The organism is Hymenobacter ginkgonis (assembly GCF_009755225.1).
GTDB classification, from domain to species: domain Bacteria; phylum Bacteroidota; class Bacteroidia; order Cytophagales; family Hymenobacteraceae; genus Hymenobacter; species Hymenobacter ginkgonis.
Genome location: NZ_WQKZ01000005.1, coordinates 265,014 through 288,314 on the forward strand (window position 1 = coordinate 265,014; position 23,301 = coordinate 288,314).

Below are 23,301 nucleotides of genomic sequence, written 5' to 3' on the forward strand. Positions count from 1 at the left end.
CCCCCCTTGCGTACCTTTACGGGTACCAAACCCAAGGGCTCATCGGCGGGTTTGCTAGCTACTATGCAGGTTACCATCGATAAAAACTCGGGTTACTGTTTCGGAGTGGAATTCGCCATTCAGATGGCCGAAGACGAGCTGCGCCACGGCGAAGGCCACACGTTGTACTGCCTCGGCGACATCGTGCACAACCGCATGGAGGTAGAGCGCTTGCACAAGCAGGGCCTGCGCGTGATTGACCGCGAGCAACTTGGTACGCTGCACGACTGCAAGGTCCTCATCCGGGCCCACGGCGAGCCACCCGAGACCTACCAGCTAGCCCTGCAAAACAACCTGGAGCTGATTGATGCCAGCTGCCCGGTGGTGCTCAAGCTGCAAAACCGCGTAAAGCACGCCTTCGACATCACCACCCGCGTCAATGGCCAGATTGTCATTTACGGCCAGCCTGGCCACGCCGAGGTTATTGGCCTCACGGGCCAAACGCGCAACCAGGCCCTCATTGTGATGAATGAGGCTGACCTAGACCAGATTGACTTTGCGCGGCCCGTTACGCTGTTCAGCCAAACTACTAAAAGCACGGCGGGCTTCTACAAGATGAAGGCGCTTATGGAAGCGCGCATTGCGGCGGCCGGTGGCTCGCTCGAAAGCTTTGATGCCAACGACAGCATTTGCCGGCAGGTGAGCAATCGCGAGCCACAGCTAGCTGTTTTTGCCCGCGAGCACGACGTGATTTTGTTTGTGAGCGGGCGCAAAAGCTCCAACGGCAAAGCCTTATTTTCGGTAGTGAACGCGGTAAATACGCGCAGCTATTTTATCGAGAATGAGCATGAGATGCAGGAAGAATGGTTTGTGGGTGCCACGTCGGTTGGCATCTGTGGGGCCACCAGCACGCCGCTGTGGCTGATGCGCCAAGTGGCCGAGCGCGTGGAGGGCATCGAAGTAGTAGCGGCCTAAACACAACGACTACTTTAGTTGCTAGCCAATTAAATGAGGAACGCATTGCTTGCCGTTGGCTTGCTGAAGCTGCTAGGCGTGCAAACGGCCGCGGCCCAAGTAGCGCTACCCCCTACTGCCAAGGCGGCCGATGGCTTTGCCAGCGCCAACTACAGTTTTGGCTACGCGGAGATGAAGACGGTGACGGGCAAAGTGTACCCGGTGTATGTGCCGCTGGCGCGCTACGGCTTCAGCCACGAGCTACCCCTTTTTCGGCAAGAAAGCGACATGCAGCGGCTTGATGCCGAGCCGCAATCCATCTTGGTAGACAGAGTAGCTTCTGTGCAAACCACCGATGCTTATTTCGAGCACGTTGTCTTGGCGGGCAAGCCTCAGCACGTGTTGGCCGTGCGCACCGTAAGTGGGCCGGTCGAGCTATTTAGCTACGTCGAAACCAAGCGCATTCACATGGGCGGCGGGGGCGGCTTGCGGCGCAGCATCGGCTACGTGCCCTACCTGCCCAAGCAGCACTGGTACCTACGGCAACAGGGCACGATGACGGAAGTGCTAGAACGCAATTTTGTGCAGCAAATGACGGCGTACTTCGCCAGCGACCCGGCCGTGGGCACTGGCCTTGCGGCCGGCACTTGGACGTACCAAACACTAAGCGCGCTTGTAGTTGCTCACAACCAGCGCCTTGTGCCTGCCGGGCAATAGCCCGCTAGGCAGGCCCCTGGTTAGCTAGCTCCTGCTCGTATAGCCGCTTCGTTTCGGCATCAAAGGCTACTAATACTACTTCTTGGGGCCACTCGTGCGTGGCCAGCCACTGCCGTACCTCCCGCACAGCCAGGGCTGCCGCAGCAGGCTTGGGGTAGCCATAAATGCCGGTGTTAATGCCCGGAAAGGCCACCGAAGCCAGCTTATTATCAAGGGCTAACTGTAGGCTGTGGCGGTAGCAATTAGCCAGTAGTTCAGGCTCGCCTTTGTGGCCGCCATTCCAAACTGGCCCCACGGTGTGGATGACGTAGGCCGCTGGCAATTTCCCCCCAATAGTGATAACGGCCTCGCCCGTGGCACAGCCGCCCTGCCGGGCCCTTATTTTGCGGCATTCTTCCAAAAGCTGGGGGCCAGCGGCGCGGTGAATGGCGCCATCGACACCGCCCCCGCCAAGCAGCGAGGAATTGGCGGCATTGACGATGGCCGTGGTGGCAAGCTTGGTAATGTCGCCCTGCACAACGCGCAGGCGAATGGGAGGGGTAGGCGCGTCCATGGCAGCAAAGAACAACAGTGGAACCTAATACCAGTACGCTGCGCTTTCCTTATTGTATACCTGGTGCCGCGTGATGGCCAAATAGCTAATCAGGGCATTCAACTTGTGAAAGTCCAAGTTGAGCAAAAGTTTTGGCATTGGCCTATGCCTGCTAAGTAGCTTTGTTGGCCTGCTATTATACACACTAGCTAAACACCTTACACTAACGATTGCCCGGGTTATTCGGCGCAAGGAGGGTTAGGCAGCTTCTCAGCAATATGCTGAGCAAGCTACTTGGCTGCGCTAGCCCCATAAGCCAGCTATCGCCCCTTCTGTTCTGCAAAAATTATCTGATGCTAGCCTGCTCTACTATTATGTTTTCCCCTGATTCTGCCGCATCCTCTTCTTTTCCGGCGCTGCCTGCGCCCATTATTTACCGTAGCGGAGGCCGTAATTGGCTATGCCAACCCGGCGTAACGCCTACCACCCTGCTAAGCTTGCACACGCGCCAGGGCCTGCGCGTGCGCATGGTGGCCAGCGATTTTATCGACCTAACCGGCTTGCCAGCCGATGAGTACCTACTGCGCATTCAGCTACCCGAAGGCGAGGTGTACGTCCGGTCTGTACAGGTAGACTAGCTCGGTTTAATACAATTTATTCCCTGAAACCTTTAAGCGCTTAGAAAAAATACCAACTGAGGATTTTTCCTGTAAATCGAGTGAGAAAAATACCCGAGCGTTGAGCAGCAGCTGGCCTCGCGTGCTACCCCGCTTATTTGGCAGTAGTGGTAGCACGTAGCCTACGCTTGGATTCACAATTAAGCTGCTTGGGCAACTGATAAGGCAGCTTGGGTGAGGGCAAATTGCGAAGGGGTAGGGCAAAAAGATACTTTTGACCATCACTTCCAATCACCTCTTACTCCTTTTCGCCATGCAGCCCCTCAGCCCCAACTCCGCCCGCGACCAGCGCCTGTGGCAAATTGCTAAGGCTCGCACTAAGTTTCAAAGCCACTTGCTGGTGTATGCGTTCGTCAATGGTGGCTTGTGGCTGCTGTGGGCACTGCTGCCCGAGCCACATAGCAGCCACCACACACTGTTGCCCTGGCCCATCTGGACGTCCGTTTTCTGGGGTATTGGCTTGGTTTTGCAAGGGCTGGCTGCCTATAGCCACCTCAACCGGGGCCAGCGTACGCAGCGCGAGTACGAGCGCTTGCTCAGCCAGCAGTAGGGGGGTAGGGGCCGGGCTGAAGAATGGCCGCGGCCGCCGCCGGGTGTATTTTGCGGGGCCATGACTTCTCCCAAAAAACGCAAGCGTACCCTCGGCCGCCGCGAGTTGATAGACCTGCCCGCCCTGGCCCTGCGCGGCGTCGAAGCCAAGGTGGACACCGGCGCCTATACCAGCGCCATTCATTGCCAAGATGTGCACCTGGCCACTGACCTCCTCACGGGCCAACCGGTGCTACACGTGCGCCTGCTCGACCCCGCCCACCCCGCCACCGACGGCCGCCAACTCACGTTTCGCGAGTTTGACCAGCGCGACATCCGCTCTTCCAACGGCGAGGTGCAGGCCCGCTACGTCATCCGCACGGTAGTGCGGCTGTTTGGAAAGAACTTCGAAACCGAGTTTTCGCTGGCCGACCGCTCCGACTTACGCTACCCGGTGCTGCTGGGGCGGGCGCTGTTGCGCCAGGGCCGATTTGTGGTCGATGTGGCGCGGCGCGATGTCTCTTATAAGGCTGAGTGCCGGGCCACTGGCCGCCGGCACCCCGCTACGCCCGAAGAAGGCAAGCCGGTTTAGCCGTAGCTTGGCAGTAGAAATGGGTAGAATGATTCCAGAAAACGTTTGCGGCCTTGTTTATTTAGGGCCGTTTATTTCTGGTTCGCACTACCTCCCTAGCAACTGCTCCTCCTTCTCCGTTTTGTTATGAAGCTGGCTATCCTCTCGCGGGAACCCAAGTCTTACTCTACCCAGCGGCTGGTGGCGGCGGCCACCGCCCTCGGCCACGAAGCCCAGGTAATCGACCATTTGCAATGCAATTTGGTGCTGGAAAAAGGCCAGCCCGGCATCATCTACCAAGGCCAGGCCCTGGGCAAGTTCGACGCCATTATTCCGCGCATCGGTGCCTCGGTAACGTTCTACGGCACGGCCGTGGTGCGGCAGTTCGAGATGATGAAAGTGCGCACGGCCGTCGATAGCCAAGCTATTGTGCGCTCGCGCGACAAGCTTCGCTCGACCCAAATCCTGAGCCGAGCCGGGGTGGGTATGCCCAAAACTGCCTTCACCAATTACACCACCGACGTAGCCGCCCTTATCGAGCAGGTGGGCGGTGCGCCGGTCATTATCAAGCTCTTAGAAGGTACGCAGGGCCTGGGCGTAGTGCTGGCCGAGAGCGCCAAAGCGGCCCAGTCGGTTATCGAAGCTTTTCATAATCTTAAGGCCCGCATTTTGGTACAAGAGTTTATTGGCGAGGCCAAAGGTGCCGATGTGCGTGCCTTCATTGTCGATGGCGAAGTAGTGGGTGCCATGCGCCGCCAGGGCAAGGAGGGCGAGTTTCGCTCGAACCTACACCGCGGCGGCTCGGGCACGCTCGTGAAGCTTAGTCGCGCCGAAAAAGCCGCCGCGCTGTTAGCCGCCAAGGCCTTGGGGCTAGGTATAGCCGGCGTCGATATGCTGCAAAGCCAACGCGGCCCGCTAGTACTCGAGGTCAATTCGTCGCCCGGCCTCGAAGGAATCGAAAAAGCCACCGGCCTCGACATTGCCAGCCGCATCATCGACTACACCGCGGGGCTGGCGCAGCGCAAGCGCGGCGGCAAAGGCAAAGTAAAAACGAAGGCGCCTAAGAAGCCTACCCCCGACCAAGAGACTGAGGGGTAACGCTGGGCATCGCCGTTTGGCCAGATTGTTGAGTTACGGCCGCCCGGATGCAGGTTGACTAGGTTGGTAATGCCCTGCGTGCGTATAATGGCAAGTAATAACTCTCTGGCTATAAATGGCCTGCATATAAAGCCTGGCGAGCGGGTCCTCACACGGCTCGTGATTTCAAAATTACCCTCGGGCGCGGTTATCGACGTGCCTGTGCACGTGATTCGGGCGCAGGAGCCGGGCCCGGTACTGCTGCTGATGGCGGGTATGCACGGCGACGAAGTAAATGGCATCGAAACCATTCGGCGGCTCATTCGGCGCGATTTGTTGAAGCCGCAGCGGGGCACTATTATCGCCATCCCGATTCTTAATATCTATGGCTTTCTGAATTTTAGCCGAGAAGTGCCCGATGGCAAGGACGTGAACCGTTCGTTTCCGGGGCACCCGCGCGGCTCGGTGGCCAGCCGGGTAGCGCACCGCTTCATGCGCGAGATTATGCCGCTCGTGGATGTGGGCATAGACTTTCATACCGGCGGTGCCGCCCGCGCCAATCACCCGCAGCTGCGCTGCCTGCTGGGCCAGGATGCCGCCACCGATGCGCTCGCCCAAGCCTTTGCCGCGCCCTTCACGCTGCACGCGCGGCTGCGGCCGGGCTCGCTGCGCAGCACGGCCTACACGCTGGGTAAGCCTATTATCGTGTACGAAACCGGCGAAAGCCTGCGCCTCGACGAGGGTGGCATTGAGGAGGCCATTGCCGGTACGCTGCGCGTCATTCATTTCCTGGGTATGGGGCCGGCTGGACCCTTGCCGGCCCGCCCCAACATTGTGTGCCACCGCCACCGCTGGCTGCGGGCGCGCTACGCGGGCCTGTTTCGGGCGCACGTGGGGCTGGGCGACTTTGTAGAGGAAGGGCAGATATACGGCTCCGTATCAGACCCCTATGGCGAGCAGTCGGTGCGCCTAGAGTCGCCATTGAGCGGCTACGTTATTGGGCTGAACCACATGCCAGTGGTGAACCAAGGCGATGCCCTGCTGCACCTGGGCCTGCCAGAGTAGGCGCGGTGAGCAGTGAAGAAGGAGCCCTGAGCCATGTGTTTTTATAACTCACTGTTTAGTACTAGCGCTCCTTCCTCCCTGTTCTCTGTTCACTACTTACTGTTCTACCTTTGTTAACATGAAAAATCCTGCTCAACTAGCTTTTAATGCGGTGCTGCTCGTTGCAGTGGCTGTGTTGTACTTCCTGCACTTCAACCAGCGGCCGGCCGCCGCGCCCGCTACCGCCCCGGTTGCTACCGAAGCGCCCGCCGCCGAAGCGCCCACTACCGATACCACTGCCACTGCGGCTACTACTGCCCCAACCGAGTCGGCTGCGCCAGCTGCGGCACCTACCCCCGCCCCCAATGCCGGGGCCATTGTCTACGTCGAGTCGGCCAAGATGCTTGACGGCTACCAAGGTATGAAGGACGCCCGCCGCTCATTTGAGGCCAAAGCCAAAGGCTGGGAGCGCCAGAACCAGGCGCTCATCAGCAGCTTCCAGACGGCCGTGCAGCAGTACCAAAAAACGGCTGCTTCGCTCACCCCCGAGCAGCGCGCCGCCGCCGAGCAGAAGCTTCAGCAGCAGCAGCAGCAAGGTGCCGTAGAGCAGCAAAAGATTCAAGCCCAGGCCCAGGAGGCGGAAAGCAAGCTGACCCAGGACGTGCTCGGCAGCGTGAATAAGAAAGTAGAAGCTTACGGTAAAAGCCACGGCTACAAGATGATACTCATTGCCGCGCCCAGCGGTACCATCGCCTACGGCGAGAAAGGCCTCGACATTACCGCTCCCGTCCTAGCTTACCTAAACTCGGAGTACCGGAAGAAGTAGGGGGTAGGGCGGCGCTCGCAAATAGCGCCAGTTACCTAGAATACTTAAAACAGAACGTCCTGCGGAGCTGCCTCGACAAGCTCCGCAGGACGTTCTGTTATTATGGCTAGTTGCTGTCTCGGTAAGCGGCAAGCTGCCCCCTGCTACCCCACTGCCAGCACCACTTTGCCCAGTTGCTCGCCGGCTTCGAGGTAGCGCAGGGCGGCTTCACCTTCGGCCAGCGCGAATGTGCGGTCAACCACCGGCACCAGTTGGTGTTCATTTACGAAGGTCAGCATAGCATCAAAATCCTGCTCGCTACCCATGCTGGAACCCAGCAGGCTCAGCTGCTTCCAGAATACTTTGGCGGGCGGCAACTGCGGAATATTACCCAGCGTGCCGCCGTAGAACACAATGCGCCCGCCCGGCGCAGCCACGTCGAGCAACGCCCCGAAAGCTGCGCCGGCCGCGCTGTCGATGATGACATCAAAATTGCCACCGGCCTGCTTAGCAAGGGTGCGCGCCCAGTTTTCGGTGCGGTAGCTGATGCCGCCGCGTAGCCCCAGGGGTAGGGCCAGTGCGCGCGCCAGCTTCTCCTCCTCGCCCGAGGTTACCCACACGTCGGCCCCCGCGGCGGCGCAAAACTGCGCGGCCACCAGGGCCACGCCGCCGCCTACCCCCGTCACGAGCACGCGCTCGCCAGGTTGCAGCTGTGCCCGCGCAAAAGCCGCCCGGTAGGCCGTGAGGCCGGCCAGCGGCAGGGCCGCCGCCTGCGCCCAGTCGAGGTGGGTAGGGCGGGGCCGCACGTAGCTGGCCGGCACCACAATGTACTCGGCAAAGGTGCCGGGGTCGGGCATGCCGAGTACCCGAAAGTCGCGGCCCTGCGTCTTTTGATTATCACCCCACTCCACGCCGGGATAAATAATAACTGCATCGCCGATAGCCACTTGCGACACGCCCTCGCCCAAGGCCGCTATTTCGCCGCTGCCATCGGCCCCGAGGGTGCTCGGAAATTTTAGGCCCGCGTACTGGCCCTTCTGAATCCAAACATCGCGGTGGTTGAGGGCCGTGGCGTGCAGCTTAACCAACACTTGCCCAGCCGCGGGCTGGGGGGTAGGGATTTCGCGCAGCACGGCGGGCTGGTGCGGAGCATCTTGCTGAAGAGCGAGCATGGACAAACAAGAAAAAGGGGGTGAGGAATACTTTTCCTTAACAAGCAGGCCCGCAAAAAGATACGCTGCCTACTGCTGCTTGCGCAGCGAAAAAGCCGCTACTGGCCCTGCCACTAGCCCGCCCATAAGCAAGCCGCCGACGTGAGCAATATTGTCGATGTTGCCGCTGAGCCCGGCAATTAAGTTGCTCAAAACCAAGTATAAAACCAAGCCCAGCATGGCGCGCCGGTCGGTTTTGTCTAGCACCAGCTTTTTACTGATTAAAAGCGCTAGCAAAAAGCCATATAGCCCAAAAATAGCCCCGCTCGCCCCGGTTGAATTAATGCCGCCCGTATGGTACCACAGCGTGGCCAGGCAGGCCGCTACGCCACTGGCCAAGTACACGGCTAGCAGCCGCCAGCCGCCCGTGCGGGCTTCCAGCATCAGGCCCAGCAGCCAGAGGCTGGCGCCATTGAGCAGCAAGTGCGTGATGCCGCCGTGCACAAACAGGCTGGTAACCAAGCGCCAAGGTTGCACCAGCGTTAGGCCCGATACGTTGGAGCCCCAGGCGGCCAGCTGGTGCCCAGTGGGCTGGGTAGGCGACACGCCGCTGAGCGTCATGGCCAGCCACACCAGCAGGTTAAGGTCGAGCAGCAGCGGCACGGCCCAGTACTGGCGGCTGGGCCAGAAGGCACCCCGCAGCAGTTGGCCGATGAGCTGGGGCCAGGTTTCAACTGCTTCCTCCTCAGCTTCCTGCGGCGGGGCCGAGGGGGTAGGGGCGGGCGCATCGGGCACCAAGCCGCGGCGTTGCAACTCGGCCACGGCGGCCGCGCCCACAGCGGCGGGGTAGCGGCTGGCGTGGCGAGCTAGGTAGAGCAGTTCGGCGTCGGGGCGCAAGGCAAAGTGCGCAGCGGCCGCCTCGGGGGTCGAAAGGTCCATTGCAGCTACCTAACCACGAAAGCGCGGGTCTGGGTTTCGGCCTGGCGTTTGGGCGGTGGGCTAATGCCCCTTCAAGATGCCCATGCGTTGCTGCAAGGGCAGTAGTAAGTGCTGCGCACTGTCGAGCGCGAGCTGGGTGCTACCAGCCAACTCCAGCGGCCTTTGCGTGGCAGCCTTGGCCTGCAACTCTTTAAGAGCCTTGCGGTTGATGCGGGCAATGACGCGCATACGGGCCAGGTGGTCGGCCATAGTAGGCGGCAGGTCGTAGCTGTACACTAGGCCTTTATACAAGTCGTTCCACTGCGTTTGCACCAAGTCGAGCTGGCCCAGAAAGATGGGGTAGGACGTGACGCCGCCCGCCTGCTGAATGAGGTACAAGCTAGGGTTTTGGGCGCGCCAAAAACGACGGCTCAGCCCCTGAAACTGGCGCACGGACTGGGCTTTGGTTTTTTCGGTGGCAGGAATGAGCGCCAGTTCTTTATCCACATTTTTCTCCGCGTCGAAGTTGGGCAGGGGGCGGGCCTCCACACTTTCCAGCTTTAGCGAGTCGGCCGAGAGGTGGCCCGGCCCGGCTACGGCGCGGGCGGGCGGCGCAGCGTCATTTTTCAGGCTGAAAAACCCGGCCGCGGCCACGGCTAACACCAGCGCTATCGAGGCGATTAGCAGCCAGGGTGGGCGTCGGGTTGGGCTTTCCTGGTCAAAATCAGCATACACTGTTTCGAGGGGCGTTGCGGCAGCAGGCTGGGGTAGGGCGCCCCGGCGGCGGAGTTCGCGCCGGGCTGCATCGACGAGTTCGGGCTGGTAGAAACTGGGGTTTTCGACGAAAAAAAGCAATTCCGCGTCGGTTTTGCTGCGGAAGGTATCGGTGGGGGCAGACATGAAGAGGGGGTAGGGGGCGGCGGGCCAGCAATTTGCCTCGCCAAGTTGGGCAAGAAACTTTACATAGGCCTGCCTAACCAGCCGCGCTAGCCTGCGTACAGCTTACAGAATCGCTCATTTTTCCGTCTTTCCCATGTCTACTACCCGCCCCGAAAAAGACCAGGCCACCCAGCCCATCCAGTCAGACGACTACCAGCCCACCGGCCGCCAAGAGGCGCCTACCAACTCTGACGCCCTCTACGGCGGCAATGCCGACGATAACTCGGGCAGTGGCGGCAACGCCGGCCCCACTAACCTTGATGCTGTACCCGCTAACAAAGAAGACGGTACCATCGAGTCGGCTGACCAAAATGAGGGGGCCATCAAGGGCGGCGGCGTGAGCGGCGGCACGGGCTCCAGCGGCACCAGCATCGGCCAGGTTACGCTGTAAATCTTTCGCTAACGTGATGTACCGCGAATTTGACAGAATTTGCGGTACATCAAACAAGCTGCGCTGACCGGCTTTTTTCTTAATCTATAAAATTCCCTACCCCCATGGTAACTCCCAACATCGACCCCGACTCGAGCCGCCCGTCGGAAATCGAAGAAAGCAAAACACCTAGCACGGCCGGCCCCATCACAAACTCCGACGCTGACCGCGACCAAAACGCCAGCGGCAACCCCGAAACGGTTACCCAGGCAGATTTGGCCAGCAGCGACGGCGCCGGCATTCGCGGCGATTATGGCGACTCGGACCAAACCAATGGCCTCGAAGGCGGCGAGCAATCGGCTACCGATAGCCAGCCCGACCGCGCCGATACCAACCCGACCAACGCCACGCAAGACGCGGTGTAGTTTTAGTTAATTCAAATTACGAAAGCCCGTTTTGCTCCGCAAAGCGGGCTTTTTCTGTTCATTATACTCCGCAAGCGGCTCGGCCGTCCGTACTTTGCACTTGTGTTGAGTAATTGGTTTTCCTACCCCCGCTGCGTTCTTTTTCTGTTAAGTTGGTTGCTGCTGCCTGCTGCTTGGGCCCAGGCGCCGTCCCTATCGGCGCTGGCGCCGAGCCTCGAAGAGGCTGACGGCCCCGCCCCGCCTAAGCGCGAACTGCGCGCTTTTTGGATAGCCACGGTGGCCAATATCGACTGGCCCAACCAGCGCGGCGAAGCGCCTGAGCACTACCGCCGCGAGTACCGCCGTCTGCTCGATGCGGGCCAGCGCGCTGGGCTCAACGCCGTATTTGTGCAAATTCGGCCCGTATCAGATGCCTTCTATAAGTCTGATTTAGAGCCCTGGAGCAAGTACCTCACCGGGCGCCAGGGCAAAGCCCCGGCCGAGGGTGACGACCCGTTGCCCTTTCTCATTGCCGAAGCGCACCGCCACGGCATGGAGTTCCACGCTTGGTTCAACCCCTACCGCGCCACCATGGATTCGGTGACGCGCACGCTGGCGCCGCTGCACCCGCTCAAGCGCCACCCCGACTGGTTTATCAAGTATTCCAACCAGTACCTCTACAACCCCGGCCTGCCCGATGTGCGTGCCCATATCACGCGCGTAATTATGGATGTGGTACGCCGCTATGATATTGACGGCGTGCACTTTGATGATTATTTTTATCCCTATCCCGAGGTTGGGCAGGTATTTCACGACGAGCTGGCTTATCAAAACCAAAACCCCGACAAGTTAGGTTTGGCCGACTGGCGCCGTCAAAATGTGAACGTGCTCATCCGCGACCTCAACGACAGTATTCGGTCGGCGAAGCGGTGGGTGAAATTCGGCATTTCGCCCTTCGGCGTGTGGATGAATAAGAGCGCCGACCCGCTGGGCTCCGACACCCGCGCCGGCCAGCCCAGCTATTCCAACCTCTACGCCGACTCGCGCCTGTGGCTGAAGGAAGGCTGGATTGACTACATCGCGCCGCAGCTTTACTGGAGCACTAAGTTTCGGCTGGTGCCCTACGCTACGCTGCTAGAGTGGTGGACGCGCAACCATTTCGACCGTCATCTCTACATCGGGCACGGCACCTACCGCATGCTCGAAAGCACCCGCTCGGATACCACCTGGCGCACCGGCCGCGAGTTGCCCCGTCAGATTCGCCTCAACCGCGATTATCCCGGCGATGTGCACGGCAGTATATTTTTCTCGGCTAAGTCGGTAGCTACCAACCCGCTGCACACCACCGATTCGCTGCGGCTCGACCTGTACCGCGCCCCGGCGCTGGTGCCCGTCATGCCCTGGCTCGATAGCTTAGCGCCGCGCCCCGTGCGCGAGCTGGTGCTCAACCGCACCGCCCGCGTCACGACCCTTACCTGGACGCCCGACCTCGTGCCCGCCGCCGATGGCGACCTCGCCGCCTACTACGTCCTCTATCGCTTCGAGCGCGGCCAGGTGATGGGGCCCAACGACCCGCGGCGCATCTTGGCTGTGGTGCGGCCCACCAACCTGGGCCAACCCGGCACTTTTGCCGATACCACGGCCCAGGCCGGCCTGGCCTACGCCTACTACCTCACGGCCGTTGACCGCTTGCACAACGAGAGCATTCCGGTGCGCGTCTTCACCGAAGGCAAGCTGCCCGTGGAAGTGCTAGCCGCCGCACCGCCCGCCGTGGCTACTAAGCCGCCCGTGGCTGCTCGCCCCGCTCCGCGCCCGCCGGTAGCTGCTACCCCCCGCCCGCAGCCCCACCCCGCCGCCGACGCCGTGAAAACCAAGCCCAAAGAAAAGCCTCGCCGCCGGGGCTTCTTTGCCCGGCTCTTTGGGCTGAAATAGGGGGTAGGGCGCCGCGTGCCGCGCTTGGCTAACTGCCCCAACGCCAAGCACCAGCAGCCCGCTCGGGCGGTATATTGCCGCGGCCTATGCCTGTCCTTATCCCGCTGCCTACCCGCCTGTTTAGCCTCGATGTATTCCGGGGGCTCACCGTGATGGCCATGATTTTGGTCAACAACCCCGGCGATTGGGGCCACATCTACCCGCCGCTCGAACACGCCACCTGGAACGGCTGGACGCCCACCGACCTCATCTTTCCCTTCTTCTTGTTCATCGTGGGCGTGAGTTTGGTGTACGCCTTGGCCAGCGCCAAAGCGGGGGGTAGGGCACCAGGCCCGGTACTAGCGCAAGTGGCCCGGCGGGCGGCCATCTTATTTGCGCTGGGCGTGTTTACGTCGTTGTATCCGCACTTCGATTTTTCGACGGTGCGCATCATGGGCGTGTTGCAACGCATTGCGCTGGTGTTTTTGGGGTGCAGCATTATCTATTTGCAAACCAGCTGGCGCATGCAGGTTATCTTATTGGTAATGATACTGCTAGGCTACGCCGCGCTTATGCAGTTGGTGCCGGTGCCGGGGGTAGGACCCGCCAGCCTAGAACCGACTACCAACCTCGGCGCCTGGCTCGACCGCCTCATCTTCACCGAAGCTCATCTCTGGAAAACATCGCGCACCTGGGACCCCGAAGGCCTACTCGGCACCTTGCCGGCCATGGGCACTGGGCTGCTAGGAGTACTGGCAGCCCAATGGTTGCGGCGCCCTGGCACTTGCCCCAGCACTCGCCTTGGCGGCCTGGCAGCGGCGGGCGCAGTAGCTGTGGGTTTGGGCCAGCTCTGGAATAACTGGTTTCCGATAAATAAAGCCTTGTGGACCAGCTCCTACGTGCTATTTGCGGGTGGGCTGGCCTTGCTGCTGCTAGCTGGCCTCTACTGGCTGTGCGAAGTACGCAGCTACCGCCGCTGGGCCGCGCCGGCTGTGGTGTACGGCGTCAATGCCATCACGGTATTCTTCTTATCGGCGGTGTTGTCGCGCACGTTTTCGCTCTTCCATTTGCCGGGGCCGGGCGGGCATGTGGTAGGCCTCAAAGAATGGCTGTACGAATGGGGTATCGCGCCGTACTTCGCCGACCCGCGCACGGCCTCGTTGGTAGGTGGGCTGGTATTGGTGGCTATCTGGTGGGGCATCTTGCGCGCCATGCACGTGCGTGGCATCCATGTAAAAGTATAGCCGGCCCATCTTTGCGGGCAGCGGCTAATTTCAAACGGCGCTCTTAGAGCTGGTTTCTTATGAAAATACTCATTATTGGTGGCGGCAACATGGGCCTGACTTACGCCCGGAGCTTCGTGCGCGCCCACATCACCTCGCGCCTCGACTTGCGCCTGCTGGCTCGCTCGCCCGAGCGCGTGCCCGCGCTGGCCGCCCATGAAGTAGGCACCGTGTGGGGTACTCCGCAAGAGTGTGTGCCGGGCGCCGATATTCTCATCCTAGCCGTGAAACCGCAAGACTCGGGCGCGCTGTTTGAGCGGTTGCGTGGGCTGGTACAGCCGCATCAGGTAGTGCTCAGCATCATGGCGGGCGTGCGGATTGCCACCCTGCGCGAAGCGCTGGGCACGCCTAAAATTATTCGGGCCATGCCCAACCTACCCGCCCAAATAGGGATGGGCATGACGGCTTTCACAAGCACCGACGACGTCACCCGCGCCGAGCTGGTGCAGGTGCAGAACCTGCTCTCGACCACCGGCAAAACGGTGTATGTGGAGCAAGAAAGTGCTATCGACGCTAGCACGGCTATTTCGGGTAGCGGCCCGGCCTACGTTTACTACTGCATGGAAGCTCTCATGGCCGCTGCCGGGGGTATGGGCTTCACGCCCGCCGAAGCCGAGTTGCTCGTCAGCCAAACCTTCCGCGGCGCGGTGGAGCTGTATAGCCAAGCCGGCCTCAGTTGCCAAGACTGGATTGCCCGCGTCGCCTCCAAGGGCGGCACCACTGAGGCCGCCATGCAAGCCTTCGGCAACGGGGCGGTGCGGGAAGGGCTCATCGCCGGGGCTGAGGCCGCGCGCACCCGCGCCGAAGACCTGGGTAAGTAAAACAGCTTCAACGCTACCCCCGTCCTTGCGTAAGCAATAGCGGCGGTACGCGGTTTTCCGTCGGATTTTAGTTGAATCTATGAAAAAAACAGCGCTACTCGCCGGCGCTACGGGTTTGGTAGGCAAAGCTTTACTGCAATTGCTACTTGCTTCCGACCGCTACGCCAAGGTTATTGTAGTTGGCCGCCGCCCGTTGGCGCTGGAGCATCCCAAGCTCACCCAGGTTGTCACCGATTTGGGCCAGCTTGAAGCTATGCGCCTGCGCCTAATCGCCGACGATGTGTACTGCTGCCTGGGCACTACGCAGCAGCAAGCCGGCTCGAAGGAAGCCTTTTACGAAGTTGATTTTCTGTATGTAGTGAAGTTAGCGGCCATTACGGCGGCCAATTTTGCCGCGCAGTTTTTGGTAGTATCAGCCTTAGGTGCCGATGTAGAATCGCGCTTTTACTACAACCGCGTGAAGGGCGAAATGGAAGCCGCCGTGCGCCAAACGCCCTTTCGGGCCATTCATATTTTTCGGCCCTCGCTGCTGCTTGGTCAGCGCGATAAACCGCGCCTTGGCGAGCGAATCGGGGCCGTACTATTATCACTAGCCAGCCCCTTGCTGCGCGGCGGCTGGCGCAAATACCGGCCCGTAGAGGCTACCACCGTGGCCCAAGCTATGCTGCGCGCCGCCGAAGACGATGGCGGCGGAATAAAGGTTCACAGCTCCGAGGAATTGTAGCTTCCCGCAGCCAAAGGGGGTAGGGAGAGTATGCCCAAAAAAGCGGCCCAGCAACTTGTGTTGCTGGGCCGTTTTATAAAAACTATAATTTGGAAAGCTATAAATACTTCTTACTTACCAGCGGCGGCCGTAGCCTCTGCCGTAGCCCCGGCCATAGTAAGCACGCGGAGCATAGTAAACAGGGCGGGGCGCATAATAAACCGGGCGCGGAGCATAGTAGACCGGTGCTGGAGCATAATACACAGGTGGTGGCGGTGCTATCACTACGGGTGCCACCGGGGGGTAGTAACCACGGCCATAATAAGGCTGGCCAATTCGAGCACTAATCACGACCTGCGCCGAGGCCGTGCCCGCGCTGGCCAAGGCCAGCAGCAACACGAAAAATAAGGGGCGAAAACGCATGGCTTATTCGTGCCGAAGCACGCTGTTTAAAGAGGGATTAGAAAAAAGCAGCTGGCCCGAAGCCTAGGTGCAGAAAAACATACGCAAAAAATTGGTTGGTGGCTTGCTAGGGGCGACTAGCGCCCCCCGCGGCGACCACCGCCACCGTGGTACCCACCACCGCCGCCACCGCGGTAGCCGCCATTGCCGCCCCGGTAGCCACCATCACCGTGGTAGCCACCGCGGTAGTAAGGCCGGGGCTGCACAATAATCGGCCGAGGAGCATAGTAGCGGGGGCCATACCCGTAGCCGTAGCCACCACCGTAGCCATATCCATAGGGGTAAGGGCTACCTACGCTAGCACCGGCATACACTCCAGGGGCACAGCTGCTCATGGCAAAGCCGAGGCCTAGTATCAAAAAGAAGGAAAAAAACAAATTGCGACGCATGGCAGATAAGTGCCGAAGCACTCCATTAGGTTGTGAGAAACAACGTGTATTAGACAACGAACAAACCGATGGGTTTAATTTCCGGAGGGCTACTTTTTGAGGAAGTGCCCGCCCAGTATAGTACCGGTTGCTGAGGATACTGTTACCAAAACCTTGCCAAAAATTACGCCTTAGCGACTAGTTAAAAATAGTTATTTACCAGCTGATAATCAAGGGTATTAATATTGATTACGTGGAATCTGTAAGGTGGGGGTAGTGTTCTATAAGCAGACAAATTTCTGCTAGATTACCTCCCATGAAAAATCCTGCTGAATACCTCGCCGACCGTGTATTTGAAGCCCGTCGCCCTCGCCGCGAGTTGCAGCCCGTAGTAGCCTACGACGATGCAGTAAAAGCTGTTGCGCAAGCACTAGCCGACGCCGAAAAGTACAAGTACTTGCTTATGCGTGCCTTGCGTCGCCACGCCGATGAGTCTGTTCCCGCTCAGCCGCTCACAACCCATGAAACGCCGGTTATTCCTATGTACCCAGCTGGGGCTAACGACCAACAGTTGGCCGCTTAGTAAGCCACTTTTGAGGTGATAAATACTAAAAGCCAATCTTGCCCTTTGGGGCTGATTGGCTTTTTGCTACCCCCCTATTCAAGGCGTAGCCGTTGGGAGAACTTGTAAACACCAGGCATTTGGCCGGAACTTGCTGCTTCTTATGCCTAATCTGCTGCTTTCCCTCGATACTTCTTCGCCTATTTGCTCGGTTGCGCTGCATGAGGTGGTGGCTGGCCGCTTGCTTGGCCAAGCTGAATTGCGCCTCGAAAAGTCGCACTCTACTCACCTCACGGTTTTAATTGACCAACTCATCGCTAATGCTGGCTACGCACTGGCCGACTTAGCGGCCGTGGCCGTCAGCGATGGGCCGGGCTCCTACACGGGGCTGCGCATTGGGGCCGCGGCGGCCAAGGGCTTGTGCTTCGCCCTCGATATTCCGCTGCTGGCGGTGGGCACGCTTCCCGCGCTGGCGCACCAAGTAGCGGCGCGTACGCCCCGCGCCCAAGACTGGCTCTATTGCCCGATGCTCGACGCCCGCCGCCAAGAAGTGTACACCGCTCTTTACCAGGCTGATGGCCAGCCGCTGCTAGTGCCCACCAACCTCGTGCTCGACGCCGATAGCCTGGCCGAACATTTAGCCCACCACTCATTGTTATTCTTTGGGTCGGGCGCGGCTAAATTTCAGCCTTTGGTGGCGACCACTGCGCAAGCCGTTTTCCTGGCCGATGTGCAGCCTTCGGCCGTTAGCACCGGCGAGTTGGCACTTGGTGCTTATCAGCGCCGAGAGTTTCAGGATGTGGCTTATTACGAGCCCTTTTATTTGAAAGAAGTTTATACCACTACCCCTAAAAATAACGGTTAACAATAGAGTGTTAGTAGGAAATGCCTAGAACTGAAATACTGGGGCGCACACTAATAACTTTTGACTGCTCAGCAATTACCTCTCGATATGGAACCTCTCTTTGTCAACCGCGTGGCCGCCTCCGGCCTGGTTACCCTCAACCTAGAGGAATATATCCACCCCGGCAACCGGGTAGTCTACGATATCAAGGATAACCTTTTTCACGGCCTCATGCTGCGCGAAAAGGACTTCCGCGAGTTCGTGAAGACCCACGACTGGACGCAGTACGATGGGCAGAACGTGGCGATTATCTGCTCAGCCGATGCCATTGTGCCCACCTGGGCCTATATGCTACTCGCTAGCAAGCTACAGGGCCATGCCCACCGCTACGTATTTGGCAACCTCGACGCCCTAGAACAATCCCTGTTCGAAGAAGCCATCACTACTATCAAGCCCGCTGACTACCAAGATGCTAAGCTGGTAATCAAAGGCTGCGGCGAGAAGCCCGTCCCTACGTTTGCCTACGTGGCTATTATGCAGCGGTTGCTGCCTGTGGCGGCTAGCATTATGTATGGCGAGCCGTGCAGCACGGTGCCGCTTTATAAAAAGCCTAAAGCGGTAGTGCCTGCCGAAGCGTAGTTTTTGAGCAAGTATTGCGAAGCCCTACCCCCTGCTGCACAAGCGAGGGGGTAGGGCTTTTTTGCGGAGCAGTGTACGGGTGCGGCCCGCCCGCCCGACCTTTGTTGGTGTGCAAGCTCAACCTTACAAAATAAATTTTCGCACTGGCGCCTCCATCGTCATTGCCAACATGGTCGGCACGGGTGTTTTCACCAGTCTCGGCTTTCAGGTGCTAGGCATCCAGAGCGGGTTTGCGCTGCTGATGCTATGGGCAGTAGGCGGCCTCATTGCCTTGTGTGGCGCCGTGAGCTACGGCGAACTAGCTGCCGCCATGCCCCGCTCGGGTGGCGAGTACCACTACCTAAGCCAGATTTATCACCCAGCGTTGGGCTTCTTATCTGGTTGGGTATCGGCTACGGTGGGTTTTGCCGCCCCCACAGCTTTGGCTGCCCTGGCGCTGGGCCAGTATGCCCAAAGCGTATGGCCGGCCCTAGCCACCCCGCTGCTCGCCGGTACTTCTTTCACGGGGGCTACGGCGTTGTCGGTAAGTGTGGTGCTGGTTTTGGCGCTGGTGCACGGCCGAAGCGCCCGTGCCGGTAGCCGACTGCAAGTAGTTATCACGGCCCTCAAAGTACTCGTGCTGGTAGGGTTCATCGGGGCGGGTCTGGTAGTAGGGGAGGGGCAACCGTTGCGGTTTGCGCCCGATGCGGCCGGGTGGCAAGCACTACTGAGTCCAGCATTTGCGGTATCGCTGGTGTACGTGAGCTACGCTTACTCGGGTTGGAACGCGGCCGCCTACCTCACCGGCGAAATTGAGCAACCGCAGCGCAACCTATCGCGCATTTTGCTCACCGGCACCACCATCGTACTCCTATTATATGTAGGGCTGAATTACGTTTTTTTGCGCTCTACCCCCCTAGCTGGGCTAAAAGGCCAAGTGGAAGTAGGCTTTATTGCCGCTAACTCGCTGTTTGGCCCGGCTTTAGGTCGCCTCACCGGCGCTGTTATTGCGGTACTACTTGTATCCACCATCAGCGCCATGATTTTCGCGGGCCCCCGCATCGTGCAAACGATGGGGGAGGACTTGCCGGCCCTGCGCTGGCTGGCTGGCCGTAGCACGGCGGGTATCCCGGTGCGGGCTTTGCTGCTGCAAGTGGCTATTACCCTAGTATTTATCTTGAAGCCCGATTTTAAAGCTGTACTGGTCTATGCTGGTTTTGTGCTGAACCTCTTCACGTTTCTCACGGTGCTGGGCGTTTTTGTGCTCCGCTGGCGGCAGCCAAATTTGCCGCGGCCCTACCGCGCCTGGGGTTACCCCCTCACGCCGCTGCTCTTCCTAGCGCTTAGCGCCTGGACGCTCATTTTCATCATCAAAGACAAGCCTACCGAGTCGCTTTATGGCCTAGCTACTGTACTGAGTGGGTTGCTCGTTTACTTCATAGCCCAAAAAAGTATCCCTACCCCCAAACCAGAGTAAGCTGGCGAAGAGCCAATCTATCTTTGGCCTTCGTCGCTCCTAGCGGCAATGAATTCCTTTATCTCTGCTTAAAACGGCGGTCGGAAGCTACTATACAAAAAAGCTTCGGGCTAGTATCTCTGAGCCGTTTGTCATTTTCCCCCATGCGTTCCTCCCTATTCCTACTGCCTGCTTTAGCGCTACTGGCCGCCTGCTCCAGTTCCGATACCGAGCAGCAAACTGCCACTACTACCGAAACCATGGCCGACACGGCCAATAAGGTAGCTGCTACTACCCCAGCATCGCGCCCCGACAGTGTGACTCCCCGCGTTGCTCGTACAGCGCCAGCCGTTCGCCCCGATACCGCCAGCGTTCAAAATGTAGCGGCCTACCTCGCCGGCTTACCCCCCCAAGCCGGCACCCCCTTGGCTACTTTAGCTGCTCAGCCCGTGTGGCAAGCGTTTGCGAAGGACCAGGATAAAAGCTGGGCTAAATACCGCCTCACCCACACCGACCCCATGAATCGCTGGGCCACCACCGAGCTCGATTCAGTGCGCCAGGCTAGCGCCACGGTTTTCTATCCTTTCAGCGGGCCCGATTTTCTCAACGTCTTCACGATGTTTCCTACCGCCAGCACTTACGTGATGTTTGGGCTAGAGCCAGTGGGTAGCGTGCCTGCCCCCGCTACCCTGGCCGACCCGACCCTGCTGCCAGCTGTGAAGGCCTCGCTTTGGTCGGTGCTGAACTTTAGCTTTTTCCGCACCAACGACATGGCCGTGGAGCTCAAGTCAGTTCACCTCGACGGCGCCGTGCCGGTCATCATGCTCTTTGCTGCTCGCACCGGCAATCACCTGCAATCGGTGCGCTCCGTGCAACTCGATGCGCAGGGCCAACTTCACGAAGTAAGCGATACTACCCAGGCTCCCGGCTCTAAAACCATCCCCGGCGCCGAACTAAAGCTGCAAGCCGCCGACGGCACCGAGAAAACTATCTATTACTTCTCAGCTGACCTCAGCGACTGGAAACTCGGTACTAAATCCGCTCCTCTAAGCTACGTGCGCAGCCTCGGCCCCCTCACTACCTACGTAAAGTCGGCTACCTATCTCATGCATAAGAGTTACTTCTCTAAAGTGCGCAACTTGGTTTTGGAGCGTAGCAACTACCTGCTGCAAGACGATAGCGGCATTGCCATGAAGTATTTTCCAAAAACTAATTGGCAATTTACTTACTACGGCACCTACAAGCGGCCCATCAACCTGTTTGCCAAGCAGTACCAGCCCGAACTAACCACGGCCTACCACGATAGCTTGCATCATGTACGCCCGCTGCCATTTGGCACCGGTTACAACTGGCGTCAGACTGATAGCAACTTGCTGCTGGCCCGTCGCCGCACGCTCATCAGTAAATAGCTGGCGCAAATAGTATCGGTTACAATTAAGAGGCCTCTGTGGCCACCTCGCTCTAAAAGAAGAGGGTAGGGAAGGAGGGAAAAAGGCTGTGATAGAAGTATCACAGCCTTCCTTATTATATACTGTATCAAAGCCGCCCCTTTATGCTAAAGACCGTTTTATCTCTGCTACTGCTTTTAGCAGCCTTGGCTGCGCGTTCCCAGAACTCCGCATATCCCGATTCGGCGCTTCTCGATAGCCTTTTGCGCACCAACCCCGCGCTCGCGCGCGTCCTGAATCGCTCTGCTACCTACCAACTGCAAATTATTTACACCCAGATAAACCGCGACGCCCAAAATGTGCCGCACTTCACGCGCCATACTTATCACGTCAATCCTCAGCAGTATTTCAATCCTGCCAGTCTCGTTAAATTGCCTACTGCGCTGCTAGCCCTAGAAAAAATACATGCCCTACCCCCCATCATTACGAAGAGCACGATAATGTCTACCGGCGTCGCTTGGCGCTGCCAAACGCCAATTCCCTTCGCTGCCCCCGCCGATTCTGACCGTCAGGCCACCGTGGGCAACTATATCAAGCGGATGCTCCTCGTCAGCGACAACCTCGCCTACAATCGCCTCTATGAATTCATTGGCCAGCAGTCCCTCAATCAGCGTTTGCAGCAGCTAGGCTACCCAGGTAGCCGCATCGTGCGCCGCTTTGCTCCTTGCGACACCGCTGCCAACCGCCACACCAACCCCGTCGCCTTTCATACACTCACCGGAGATACCATCTATAAGCAGTCCGCCCAAACCAACGCCCGTACGCCCACGCCGCCTTTAGGCCCAGTTTTCGCCGGGCGGGCTTATAAAGTAGGTGACCGCATTATCCATCGCCCCTACGAGTTCACTACTGCCAATAACCTGCCCTTGCCCGATATTACTAACTTACTGCAAACGGCGCTTTTCCCTGAATCTATTCCCACTAATAGCCGTCCACAACTTACCCCCGCCGACTATTCTTTTCTCCGCCAATACCTCCACCTCACGCCCCACAGTAGCCATTTCAGTGCTTATACCCTCACCAAGTACTTTGATGCCTATAAGAAGTACCTTTATTATGGCCGCCTCCCCGAAGCCCAACCCCAGCCCGGCCTCCGCATCTTCAATATAGTAGGTATGTCGCACGGCTACCTAGCCGACGTCGCCTACTTCGCCGACTCCCTCCACCAATCCGAATTTCTGCTCAGCGCCGTCCTCTACGTCAATCAAGACGGCATTATCAACGACGCCAACTACGAATACGACACCATCGGCGAGCCCTTCCTCGCCCAATTAGGCCAGCTTTTCTACCAATACGAAGCCCAGCGCCCCCGCCGATACCGACCTGACCTCACCCTTTTCTTCCAACCCGACTAACCACTCTAACTATTTTTCACTCTACTACCGATCCTTAACTACTTGAAAGCGAACTCTAAATCTATCCCTAAGCTCCCTGCCCCAAGCCCCTAACCAAGAAAAATTGCCGACTGACGCTTCAAAAACCCATTGCCCCTAGTACTTTTGCACTCCCAAATCGAACGGACGAGGGCATAGAAAAGAGCATCGGAGTAATAAACTTCAAACTTTTTTGCAAATTCCAAATTCCTCAACGTACCTTTGCACCCCGTTCCAGTAACGGCTTATTGAAAGCGTCGAAGAGAAGGTTGAAAAACCAAATTTTTTTCGCCTTGAATTTGGAAGGTCAGAAAAAAACGCTACCTTTGCACTCCCAAACAAAATGAAGTACGTGAAACATTGATTTCAGTAGCGTAATTCACAAGCAGTTACACGCCAAACGCTAGTTTAATCGAAGCCAGCATGAATAGCAAAACGGAATGAGAAAGCTTTAAAAAGTCTCCTTTTTATTTTGAAATTCAAAAAAACTTCTTACCTTTGCACCGCGCTTCGAGAGAAAGTCATCGCAAACAAAACAAAGCAAAAATAATAAATTTTTTTTCGCTTAGAATTTGTAAAGTAAAAAGTTTTTAGTACCTTTGCACTCCCAATTAAAACGGGATGTTGCAAATAGCTAAACTGGGCCGCCTACGCAGCCCGCCATGTTGCTTCAATTGGAAGCAATAAACGTTCTTTGAATGACTGGAAAAGACAAATGGTAAGTATGCTTACGTAAGTAAGCAGAAACGTAACATTAAAATTGAACTCGTTAATACGAGTCGGATT

26 protein-coding genes are annotated in these 23,301 nt (G+C 58.4%); 20 read left to right on the forward strand and 6 right to left on the reverse strand.

The genetic code is table 11. The features are described from left to right. Positions 1-63 precede the first annotated feature (63 nt). On the forward strand, positions 64-954 hold the full coding sequence (locus GO988_RS19820) for a 4-hydroxy-3-methylbut-2-enyl diphosphate reductase (RefSeq protein ID WP_157568907.1): 891 nt from the start codon (positions 64-66) through the stop codon (positions 952-954). A 33-nt stretch (positions 955-987) separates the two neighbouring features. Then, entirely contained in the window at positions 988-1,650 is a 663-nt protein-coding gene (locus tag GO988_RS19825; protein WP_157568828.1) for a hypothetical protein, read from the forward strand. 4 nt (positions 1,651-1,654) lie between these two features. Here the strand turns inward: GO988_RS19825 and GO988_RS19830 are convergent, their stop codons facing one another. Next, a complete protein-coding gene (locus GO988_RS19830; protein ID WP_157568830.1) occupies positions 1,655-2,203 on the reverse strand; it encodes an O-acetyl-ADP-ribose deacetylase in 549 nt (182 codons plus the stop codon). A gap of 353 nt (positions 2,204-2,556) precedes the next feature. Between GO988_RS19830 and GO988_RS19835 the strand changes: the two genes are divergently transcribed. The 6 genes from GO988_RS19835 to GO988_RS19860 all read left to right on the forward strand — a co-directional run bounded on the left by GO988_RS19835 (position 2,557) and on the right by GO988_RS19860 (position 6,905). Continuing rightward, entirely contained in the window at positions 2,557-2,820 is a 264-nt protein-coding gene (locus tag GO988_RS19835) for a hypothetical protein (protein WP_157568832.1), read from the forward strand. 292 nt (positions 2,821-3,112) lie between these two features. Continuing rightward, positions 3,113-3,409, forward strand: a complete 297-nt coding sequence (locus tag GO988_RS19840; RefSeq protein ID WP_157568834.1) for a 2TM domain-containing protein — start codon at positions 3,113-3,115, stop codon at positions 3,407-3,409. 60 nt (positions 3,410-3,469) lie between these two features. Next, entirely contained in the window at positions 3,470-3,979 is a 510-nt protein-coding gene (locus GO988_RS19845) for an ATP-dependent zinc protease family protein (protein ID WP_157568836.1), read from the forward strand. A 126-nt stretch (positions 3,980-4,105) separates the two neighbouring features. Beyond that, on the forward strand, positions 4,106-5,056 hold the full coding sequence (gene rimK, locus GO988_RS19850; RefSeq protein ID WP_157568838.1) for a 30S ribosomal protein S6--L-glutamate ligase: 951 nt from the start codon (positions 4,106-4,108) through the stop codon (positions 5,054-5,056). 159 nt (positions 5,057-5,215) lie between these two features. Continuing rightward, positions 5,216-6,100, forward strand: a complete 885-nt coding sequence (locus GO988_RS19855; protein WP_317164937.1) for a succinylglutamate desuccinylase/aspartoacylase family protein — start codon at positions 5,216-5,218, stop codon at positions 6,098-6,100. 118 nt (positions 6,101-6,218) lie between these two features. Further along, on the forward strand, positions 6,219-6,905 hold the full coding sequence (locus tag GO988_RS19860) for an OmpH family outer membrane protein (protein ID WP_157568842.1): 687 nt from the start codon (positions 6,219-6,221) through the stop codon (positions 6,903-6,905). 143 nt (positions 6,906-7,048) lie between these two features. On the opposite strand, the gene GO988_RS19865 is transcribed toward GO988_RS19860, so the two are convergent. The 3 genes from GO988_RS19865 to GO988_RS19875 all read right to left on the reverse strand — a co-directional run bounded on the left by GO988_RS19865 (position 7,049) and on the right by GO988_RS19875 (position 9,853). Next, a complete protein-coding gene (locus GO988_RS19865; RefSeq protein ID WP_157568844.1) occupies positions 7,049-8,056 on the reverse strand; it encodes an alcohol dehydrogenase catalytic domain-containing protein in 1,008 nt (335 codons plus the stop codon). A 69-nt stretch (positions 8,057-8,125) separates the two neighbouring features. After that, complete coding sequence (locus GO988_RS19870) at positions 8,126-8,974, reverse strand: rhomboid family intramembrane serine protease (RefSeq protein WP_157568846.1); 849 nt, start codon at positions 8,972-8,974, stop codon at positions 8,126-8,128. A 60-nt stretch (positions 8,975-9,034) separates the two neighbouring features. Beyond that, positions 9,035-9,853, reverse strand: a complete 819-nt coding sequence (locus GO988_RS19875) for a hypothetical protein (protein ID WP_157568848.1) — start codon at positions 9,851-9,853, stop codon at positions 9,035-9,037. A 133-nt stretch (positions 9,854-9,986) separates the two neighbouring features. Here GO988_RS19875 and GO988_RS19880 point away from each other — a divergent pair, with 133 nt between their 5' ends. From GO988_RS19880 to GO988_RS19905, 6 genes are all read left to right on the forward strand, one after another. Next, positions 9,987-10,283 carry a hypothetical protein gene (locus tag GO988_RS19880; protein WP_157568850.1) on the forward strand — a complete coding sequence of 99 codons (297 nt, stop codon included), beginning with the start codon at positions 9,987-9,989 and terminating at the stop codon, positions 10,281-10,283. A gap of 104 nt (positions 10,284-10,387) precedes the next feature. Continuing rightward, positions 10,388-10,687 (forward strand): hypothetical protein, encoded by a 300-nt coding sequence (locus GO988_RS19885; protein WP_157568852.1) that lies wholly within the window; start codon positions 10,388-10,390, stop codon positions 10,685-10,687. 156 nt (positions 10,688-10,843) lie between these two features. Continuing rightward, a complete protein-coding gene (locus GO988_RS19890; protein WP_232341607.1) occupies positions 10,844-12,598 on the forward strand; it encodes a glycoside hydrolase family 10 protein in 1,755 nt (584 codons plus the stop codon). An 86-nt stretch (positions 12,599-12,684) separates the two neighbouring features. After that, entirely contained in the window at positions 12,685-13,821 is a 1,137-nt protein-coding gene (locus tag GO988_RS19895) for an acyltransferase family protein (protein ID WP_157568854.1), read from the forward strand. A 59-nt stretch (positions 13,822-13,880) separates the two neighbouring features. Beyond that, on the forward strand, positions 13,881-14,681 hold the full coding sequence (gene proC / locus GO988_RS19900; protein ID WP_157568856.1) for a pyrroline-5-carboxylate reductase: 801 nt from the start codon (positions 13,881-13,883) through the stop codon (positions 14,679-14,681). 79 nt (positions 14,682-14,760) lie between these two features. Continuing rightward, the gene (locus tag GO988_RS19905; RefSeq protein ID WP_157568858.1) at positions 14,761-15,405 is read left to right on the forward strand and encodes an NAD(P)H-binding protein; all 645 of its coding nucleotides are present in this window, start codon (positions 14,761-14,763) and stop codon (positions 15,403-15,405) included. 114 nt (positions 15,406-15,519) lie between these two features. Here GO988_RS19905 and GO988_RS19910 read toward each other — a convergent pair whose 3' ends face one another. Both GO988_RS19910 and GO988_RS19915 read right to left on the reverse strand, forming a co-directional pair. Beyond that, on the reverse strand, positions 15,520-15,807 hold the full coding sequence (locus tag GO988_RS19910; RefSeq protein WP_157568860.1) for a hypothetical protein: 288 nt from the start codon (positions 15,805-15,807) through the stop codon (positions 15,520-15,522). A gap of 106 nt (positions 15,808-15,913) precedes the next feature. Further along, positions 15,914-16,123, reverse strand: coding sequence for a hypothetical protein (locus GO988_RS19915; protein WP_157568862.1), 210 nt, complete (start codon positions 16,121-16,123; stop codon positions 15,914-15,916). Positions 16,124-16,530: 407 nt separating this feature from the next. Here GO988_RS19915 and GO988_RS19920 point away from each other — a divergent pair, with 407 nt between their 5' ends. From GO988_RS19920 to GO988_RS19945, 6 genes are all read left to right on the forward strand, one after another. Next, positions 16,531-16,797 (forward strand): hypothetical protein, encoded by a 267-nt coding sequence (locus GO988_RS19920; protein WP_157568864.1) that lies wholly within the window; start codon positions 16,531-16,533, stop codon positions 16,795-16,797. Positions 16,798-16,939: 142 nt separating this feature from the next. Further along, positions 16,940-17,641 carry a tRNA (adenosine(37)-N6)-threonylcarbamoyltransferase complex dimerization subunit type 1 TsaB gene (gene tsaB / locus GO988_RS19925; protein WP_157568866.1) on the forward strand — a complete coding sequence of 234 codons (702 nt, stop codon included), beginning with the start codon at positions 16,940-16,942 and terminating at the stop codon, positions 17,639-17,641. A gap of 87 nt (positions 17,642-17,728) precedes the next feature. Further along, positions 17,729-18,259, forward strand: a complete 531-nt coding sequence (locus GO988_RS19930) for a DUF2480 family protein (RefSeq protein ID WP_157568868.1) — start codon at positions 17,729-17,731, stop codon at positions 18,257-18,259. Between the two features lie 109 nt (positions 18,260-18,368). Next, on the forward strand, positions 18,369-19,715 hold the full coding sequence (locus GO988_RS19935; protein ID WP_317164938.1) for an APC family permease: 1,347 nt from the start codon (positions 18,369-18,371) through the stop codon (positions 19,713-19,715). Positions 19,716-19,858: 143 nt separating this feature from the next. Continuing rightward, positions 19,859-21,103, forward strand: coding sequence for a hypothetical protein (locus tag GO988_RS19940; RefSeq protein WP_157568870.1), 1,245 nt, complete (start codon positions 19,859-19,861; stop codon positions 21,101-21,103). Between the two features lie 242 nt (positions 21,104-21,345). Continuing rightward, the gene (locus GO988_RS19945) at positions 21,346-22,497 is read left to right on the forward strand and encodes a serine hydrolase (protein ID WP_198172923.1); all 1,152 of its coding nucleotides are present in this window, start codon (positions 21,346-21,348) and stop codon (positions 22,495-22,497) included. Positions 22,498-23,301 lie beyond the last annotated feature (804 nt).

Bases quoted from the DNA above. Each gene is read 5' to 3' on its own strand.
- GO988_RS19895 (WP_157568854.1), top strand. From the start codon at position 12,685: ATGCCTGTCCTTATCCCGCTGCCTACCCGCCTGTTTAGCCTCGATGTA.
- proC (WP_157568856.1), top strand. From the start codon at position 13,881: ATGAAAATACTCATTATTGGTGGCGGCAACATGGGCCTGACTTACGCC.
- GO988_RS19940 (WP_157568870.1), top strand. From the start codon at position 19,859: ATGCGTTCCTCCCTATTCCTACTGCCTGCTTTAGCGCTACTGGCCGCC.
- GO988_RS19885 (WP_157568852.1), top strand. From the start codon at position 10,388: ATGGTAACTCCCAACATCGACCCCGACTCGAGCCGCCCGTCGGAAATC.
- GO988_RS19840 (WP_157568834.1), top strand. From the start codon at position 3,113: ATGCAGCCCCTCAGCCCCAACTCCGCCCGCGACCAGCGCCTGTGGCAA.
- GO988_RS19870 (WP_157568846.1), bottom strand. From the start codon at position 8,974: ATGGACCTTTCGACCCCCGAGGCGGCCGCTGCGCACTTTGCCTTGCGC.
- GO988_RS19820 (WP_157568907.1), top strand. From the start codon at position 64: ATGCAGGTTACCATCGATAAAAACTCGGGTTACTGTTTCGGAGTGGAA.
- GO988_RS19875 (WP_157568848.1), bottom strand. From the start codon at position 9,853: ATGTCTGCCCCCACCGATACCTTCCGCAGCAAAACCGACGCGGAATTG.
- GO988_RS19825 (WP_157568828.1), top strand. From the start codon at position 988: ATGAGGAACGCATTGCTTGCCGTTGGCTTGCTGAAGCTGCTAGGCGTG.
- GO988_RS19860 (WP_157568842.1), top strand. From the start codon at position 6,219: ATGAAAAATCCTGCTCAACTAGCTTTTAATGCGGTGCTGCTCGTTGCA.
- GO988_RS19830 (WP_157568830.1), bottom strand. From the start codon at position 2,203: ATGGACGCGCCTACCCCTCCCATTCGCCTGCGCGTTGTGCAGGGCGAC.
- GO988_RS19905 (WP_157568858.1), top strand. From the start codon at position 14,761: ATGAAAAAAACAGCGCTACTCGCCGGCGCTACGGGTTTGGTAGGCAAA.
- GO988_RS19865 (WP_157568844.1), bottom strand. From the start codon at position 8,056: ATGCTCGCTCTTCAGCAAGATGCTCCGCACCAGCCCGCCGTGCTGCGC.
- tsaB (WP_157568866.1), top strand. From the start codon at position 16,940: ATGCCTAATCTGCTGCTTTCCCTCGATACTTCTTCGCCTATTTGCTCG.
- GO988_RS19880 (WP_157568850.1), top strand. From the start codon at position 9,987: ATGTCTACTACCCGCCCCGAAAAAGACCAGGCCACCCAGCCCATCCAG.
- GO988_RS19845 (WP_157568836.1), top strand. From the start codon at position 3,470: ATGACTTCTCCCAAAAAACGCAAGCGTACCCTCGGCCGCCGCGAGTTG.
- GO988_RS19920 (WP_157568864.1), top strand. From the start codon at position 16,531: ATGAAAAATCCTGCTGAATACCTCGCCGACCGTGTATTTGAAGCCCGT.
- GO988_RS19835 (WP_157568832.1), top strand. From the start codon at position 2,557: ATGTTTTCCCCTGATTCTGCCGCATCCTCTTCTTTTCCGGCGCTGCCT.
- GO988_RS19915 (WP_157568862.1), bottom strand. From the start codon at position 16,123: ATGGATATGGCTACGGTGGTGGCTACGGCTACGGGTATGGCCCCCGCT.
- GO988_RS19930 (WP_157568868.1), top strand. From the start codon at position 17,729: ATGGAACCTCTCTTTGTCAACCGCGTGGCCGCCTCCGGCCTGGTTACC.
- GO988_RS19910 (WP_157568860.1), bottom strand. From the start codon at position 15,807: ATGCGTTTTCGCCCCTTATTTTTCGTGTTGCTGCTGGCCTTGGCCAGC.
- rimK (WP_157568838.1), top strand. From the start codon at position 4,106: ATGAAGCTGGCTATCCTCTCGCGGGAACCCAAGTCTTACTCTACCCAG.